Annotated in this window: 6 protein-coding genes and 1 pseudogene; 1 reads left to right on the top strand and 6 read right to left on the bottom strand. The window is 53.9% G+C overall.

What is annotated here, in order from left to right:
- The 3 genes and pseudogenes from ABF287_RS07435 to pcaD form a co-directional block, all read right to left on the bottom strand.
- A pseudogene (locus tag ABF287_RS07435) lies at nt 1–407 on the bottom strand (protocatechuate 3,4-dioxygenase subunit beta); the annotation flags it as partial.
- On the bottom strand, nt 400–786 hold the full coding sequence (pcaC, locus tag ABF287_RS07430; protein ID WP_064224168.1) for a 4-carboxymuconolactone decarboxylase: 387 nt from the start codon (nt 784–786) through the stop codon (nt 400–402). The pseudogene ABF287_RS07435 and the gene pcaC, both read right to left, overlap by 8 nt.
- Entirely contained in the window at nt 783–1,565 is a 783-nt protein-coding gene (gene pcaD / locus ABF287_RS07425; protein ID WP_347184376.1) for a 3-oxoadipate enol-lactonase, read from the bottom strand. Before pcaD ends, pcaC begins: the two co-directional genes overlap by 4 nt.
- 75 nt (nt 1,566–1,640) lie before the next feature.
- Between pcaD and ABF287_RS07420 the strand changes: the two genes are divergently transcribed.
- On the top strand, nt 1,641–2,555 hold the full coding sequence (locus ABF287_RS07420) for a LysR substrate-binding domain-containing protein (protein WP_184584428.1): 915 nt from the start codon (nt 1,641–1,643) through the stop codon (nt 2,553–2,555).
- 10 nt (nt 2,556–2,565) lie between these two features.
- Here the strand turns inward: ABF287_RS07420 and pcaF are convergent, their stop codons facing one another.
- The 3 genes from pcaF to ABF287_RS07405 all read right to left on the bottom strand — a co-directional run.
- Nucleotides 2,566–3,765, bottom strand: coding sequence for a 3-oxoadipyl-CoA thiolase (pcaF, locus tag ABF287_RS07415; RefSeq protein ID WP_347184375.1), 1,200 nt, complete (start codon nt 3,763–3,765; stop codon nt 2,566–2,568).
- On the bottom strand, nt 3,766–4,458 hold the full coding sequence (locus tag ABF287_RS07410) for a 3-oxoacid CoA-transferase subunit B (RefSeq protein ID WP_347184374.1): 693 nt from the start codon (nt 4,456–4,458) through the stop codon (nt 3,766–3,768).
- Nucleotides 4,458–4,702 (bottom strand): CoA-transferase (locus ABF287_RS07405; RefSeq protein WP_347184373.1); only part of this gene is annotated, 245 nt, incomplete at its 5' end. The genes ABF287_RS07410 and ABF287_RS07405, both read right to left, overlap by 1 nt.

The following is a 4,702-nucleotide window of genomic DNA, read 5'->3' as shown; positions in this document are numbered from 1 at the left end:
TAGCCGTTTTCGTCCGTTATCGTCCTACCGCATCCGCCAAAGTTTGGATCAAGGGGCGCGAAATAGGTATCTTTCTTGTGGCGATATCGTCCGCCCGCATTTGCTTGCCAAATCTCGACCAAAGTATGAGGCACGGGCCGACTATTTTCATCCAATACGCGCCCGTGGACCAAGATGCGTTCACCCACAGCGGGGGCCGCGCCTTTGCTCCAATTCAAAATCAGATTGTTGTCTAGCGCCCCGAGTTTGTTGTGGCCAAAGGTGGGGCCGGTTTCCTCAGAATGGCCGCTTTCCATTGAAAGGAGCGGCAGGTTAGGGGAGCGAGAGACGCTCGTTTTATAGTCCGGGGCATGCGGTATCGGGTGAATTTCGCGGTTGCGCGGAATTAATGGGCCAAGATCAAGCATCGTTGTTTTCCTCCATTTCAACAAAAGTCTGTTTCGCGAGTTTTAGGGCGTGGTTGGCTTTGGGCACGCCCGCATAGATCGCGACATGTTGTAGTGCCTCAGCCACATCGTCTTTAGACGCTCCCGTGCGTGCAGTGGCGCGAATATGCATCGGGATTTCCTCGAAATTTCCGGTCGCCGCTAAAAGTGCGATCGTTAGCATCGAACGTTCGCGCCGGCTGATTTTGTCTGACGACCACACTGTGCCCCATGCCCCTTCGGTTATGAGGCCTTGGAAGGCTAGGTCGAATTCTGATTTTGCGGCTTCCGCACGGTCGACATGGGCATCGCCCAAGACCTCGCGGCGGGTTTTCATCCCTTGGTCGAACTTTTCGCTCATGGGGTAATCCTTTTCACAAATTTAATGAGTGCATCGACAAGTGCATCCGGCGCTTCAATCGCGGGCAAGTGCCCCGTCGTTTCAAAAGAGATCAGATCGGCGTCGGGTAGGGCAGCTGCTAGCGCCGCAATGACGTTCGGCGGAGTGGCCAAATCGTGTTGTCCTGCAAAAACCAGCGCAGGTGCCGCAATCTCACTCAGTTGTTCTGTTATGTCAGTGCCTGCAATCGCGTTACAGGTGGCAACGTATCCCGCCTGGTCAGTGCGTGAGAGCAGCGTGCGCCATAGGTTGACCTCTGGTTTCATGAGAAACTCGGGCCCAAACCAACGCGGCAAAATGCCCTCTGCCACAGCGCGCATACCACCTTCATTGATCGTCTCAATACGCGCAAGCCAATCCTCAGCGGAGCCCAGCTTTGGCGTTGTGTTGGACAATACCAACGCCAAGACCCGCTCGGGTGCCATCAAGGCGATATGCTGTGCAATCAAGCCGCCAATCGAACAGCCAACTACGACTGCGCGGTTGATGCCAACGTTGTCCATTGCGGCCAATACGTCTTTTGCCAAATCGGGAATACTGTAGCTGTCGGGCGCTGTATCTGAAAGCCCATGCCCACGCTTGTCCATCCGCAGCGTGGCCCAATCAGTGGGCAATAGGGCGCAAACCGCATCCCACATACGAAGATCGGTGCCCAGCGAATTCAGGAAAACGAGGGTGGGTCCGTCGCCATTTGATAGGCTCAGATGCATGGTGCCCCACTCTAAATCTAGTGCGTGCATTGGTTCCTCCTGATGTTAATGTGCCATAATTAAAAGCATGGGAAAAATACAAAACTATGCTAAAGGTATAATCAAATGAATATACCAAGAGATCTAAAGCTTCGCCATCTTGAGGCATTCCTCGCAATTGCGGAGACTGGAACGATTTCGGGCGCTGCGCGGGCGCAGCATGTGTCGCAACCTGCGATGTCCAAAACCCTATCTGATCTTGAGGGGCAGCTTGGATGCCAATTGTTCGAGCGTACAGGGCGACGCGCTATTCTAACAACGGGTGGTGAGGTTTTTCGCCGCCATGCAAAGGCGTCACTACAAAGCCTTGAGGCTGGGTGTCGGGTGCTTAGTGCCCCGTCGCATACGGATCTGGTCAAAGCGGGGGTGTTGCCCACTGTGGCCGGCGGATTTTTTCCTTCGGTCGCATTGGAGTTTTATGATCAGCGTCCTGACGCGCGCATTGGCGTGCTGACCGGTCCAAATCACTATCTGATCGACATGCTCCGTTCTGGGAAGATTGATCTTATGATAGGCCGGATGCCCAATTCAAAGGATATGCCAGGCCTGTCGTTTGAACACCTTTATGACGAACCGATAGAACTGGTCGCGCGCGCAGATCATCCGGCACTTGGCCGTAAACCGGCTCAGATGCTTACGGAATACCCGCTTATCCTGCCCAACCCCGGTGCAATCATTCGACAATCTGTAGATCAGTATCTGTCAGCCATGGGTCTGTCTGATCTGCGTCCGGCGCTCGAAACCGTAGCTTTGCCAGTCGCGCTGACATTGCTGGAACGTTCGAAAATGTTGTGGTTTATCTCAAAGGGTGTCGTTGCGCGTGAGCTGAAAAACGGCAGCCTTATCGCTATGGATTTAAAGGTCGACTATTTGTCAGGTGCAGTGGGGCTGACGCGTAAGACCGGCGCTGGCCAGAATAGCTTGGCGACTCTATTAGCGGAATTGCTGCATCAGCGGGCGGCACTTATTACTGCTCGCTGATGCGATTATCCTAGACGGCTTCCAAGGCGATTGCGATACCTTGACCGACCCCAATACACATGGTCGATAAAGATTTTTCACCAGCCTTGAGGTCTAGCATCGCTGTGCCGGTGATCCTTGCACCCGACATGCCCAACGGATGCCCCAACGCAATCGCGCCGCCGTTGCGGTTTACACGAGCGTCATCGTCATCAATGCCCAGATCACGCAATGTGGCCAACCCCTGTGAAGCAAACGCTTCGTTTAGTTCGATGACCGCAAAATCGTTCACCGTCAGGCCAAGCCTTGCCATCAATTTGCGGGACGCGGGCGCGGGGCCAAAACCCATGATGCGTGGCGCGACACCGGCGCTAGCGCCGCCTAATACCTTGGCAATTGGGTTTAGCCCATGCTTTTTTACCGCGTCTTCGCTGGCAAGGATGAGCGCCGCAGCGCCGTCGTTCACACCAGAGGCATTCCCGGCTGTCACTGTTCCGTCGGCCTTGACGAAGGCCTTCAGCTTTTGGAGATCTGCCAACGTGGTTGATGGCCGCGGATGTTCGTCCTCGGACACGATAATTGGATCGCCTCTGCGCTGCGGAACGCTTACCGGTGTGATCTCTTTGGCAAAACGCCCTTGCGCAATCGCGGCGCCTGCGTTGTGCTGTGATCGCAGTGCAAAATGATCTTGATCTGCGCGGGTAATGCCAAAATCTTCGGCAACGTTTTCCCCGGTTTCGGGCATGGAATCGACGCCATATAGCGTTTTCATCACTGGGTTAACGAAGCGCCAACCAATGGTTGTATCATGGACGGTGTTTGCGCGGGAATACGCGGTTTCTGCCTTAGGCATTACAAACGGCGCACGTGACATGGATTCGACACCGCCTGCGACGATCAATTCGGCCTCGCCTGCCTTAATGCCACGCGCCGCAGTTATCACCGCGTCCATGCCTGAGCCGCAGAGCCGGTTCATCGTCGTACCAGGGACGCAATCCGGATAGCCTGCCAACAGCAAAGACATACGAGCGACGTTGCGGTTGTCTTCGCCCGCTTGATTGGCACAGCCAAAAATCACTTCATCAATAGCAGATAGGTCCATTTTAGGGTTGCGTTCAGCCAAAGCCTTTAGCGGAATTGCACTCAGATCGTCGGCGCGCACAGTTGACAAAGCGCCGCCATATCGGCCAATCGGTGTGCGGATGTAATCGCAGATATAAACGTCAGTCATTTACAAATCCTCAGGAACAATAAGGTCGGCAACTTCGCCATCAATGTGCAGTGTCGCACCCGTCACCGATTGCAATTGAGCTAGGGTGACCGCCGGCAATTTTTCTTTCAAAACGAATTTACCAACCGCAATGTCTATTACAGCCAGTGAGGTATAAACCCGCGTAACACATCCTACACCAGTAAGTGGGAAGGTGCAGGATTCAACTAGCTTGGGTTTGCCATCTTTGGTGACATGATCGGTGACAACAGCGACCCGCTTTGCGCCATGGACCAAGTCCATCGCACCGCCAACGGCAGGAACACCCTTGGAGCCGATACGCCAATTTGCAAGATCCCCGTTCTGAGCAATCTGATAGGCTCCTAAAACAGCCAAATCGAGGTGCCCACCGCGAACCATCGCGAAACTGTCAGCGTGATGAAAAAACGAAGCACCGGGATTAAGCGTAATCGCCTTTTTCCCTGCATTGATCAGGTCCCAGTCTTCCTCGCCTTCAAGCGGCGCTTTGCCAAAACCTAACACGCCATTTTCAGTGTGATAGGTAACATCGCGACCATCAGGTTGGAACTTGGCGATCATCTCAGGGAAACCGATGCCAAGGTTCACATATGAACCGTCTTCGATGTCTTGGGCCGCGCGCCACGCAATTTGAGCGTTGGATAGGGCCACATCGGAAATGTTGAAATTAGTCATCAGTGAACCTCTCCTGTGCGAACAAGCACTTCTTCATGCTGAGGATTTGAAACCTCGACCACCGCATCGACAAAGATGCCAGGCGTTATCACTTGCTCTGGGTTTATGGTTCCAGCAGCACCCAATACAGAGACCTGCGCGATTGTTTTGTCAGCGGCCATGGCCATCAGCGGATTAAAATTCCGCCCTGCGAGGCGATAGGTTAAGTTTCCGACAGTGTCGCCTTCTTGACCTTTGATTAAAG

It is taken from the genome of Pacificibacter sp., assembly GCF_039769035.1.
Classification (GTDB): Bacteria; Pseudomonadota; Alphaproteobacteria; order Rhodobacterales; family Rhodobacteraceae; genus Celeribacter.
This window is presented reverse-complemented; position numbering and strand designations above follow the sequence as displayed.

Coding starts and splice junctions, on each gene's coding strand:
- ABF287_RS07410 (WP_347184374.1), bottom strand. CDS start 4,458: ATGACTAATTTCAACATTTCCGATGTGGCCCTATCCAACGCTCAAATT.
- pcaF (WP_347184375.1), bottom strand. CDS start 3,765: ATGACTGACGTTTATATCTGCGATTACATCCGCACACCGATTGGCCGA.
- pcaD (WP_347184376.1), bottom strand. CDS start 1,565: ATGCACGCACTAGATTTAGAGTGGGGCACCATGCATCTGAGCCTATCA.
- ABF287_RS07420 (WP_184584428.1), top strand. CDS start 1,641: ATGAATATACCAAGAGATCTAAAGCTTCGCCATCTTGAGGCATTCCTC.
- pcaC (WP_064224168.1), bottom strand. CDS start 786: ATGAGCGAAAAGTTCGACCAAGGGATGAAAACCCGCCGCGAGGTCTTG.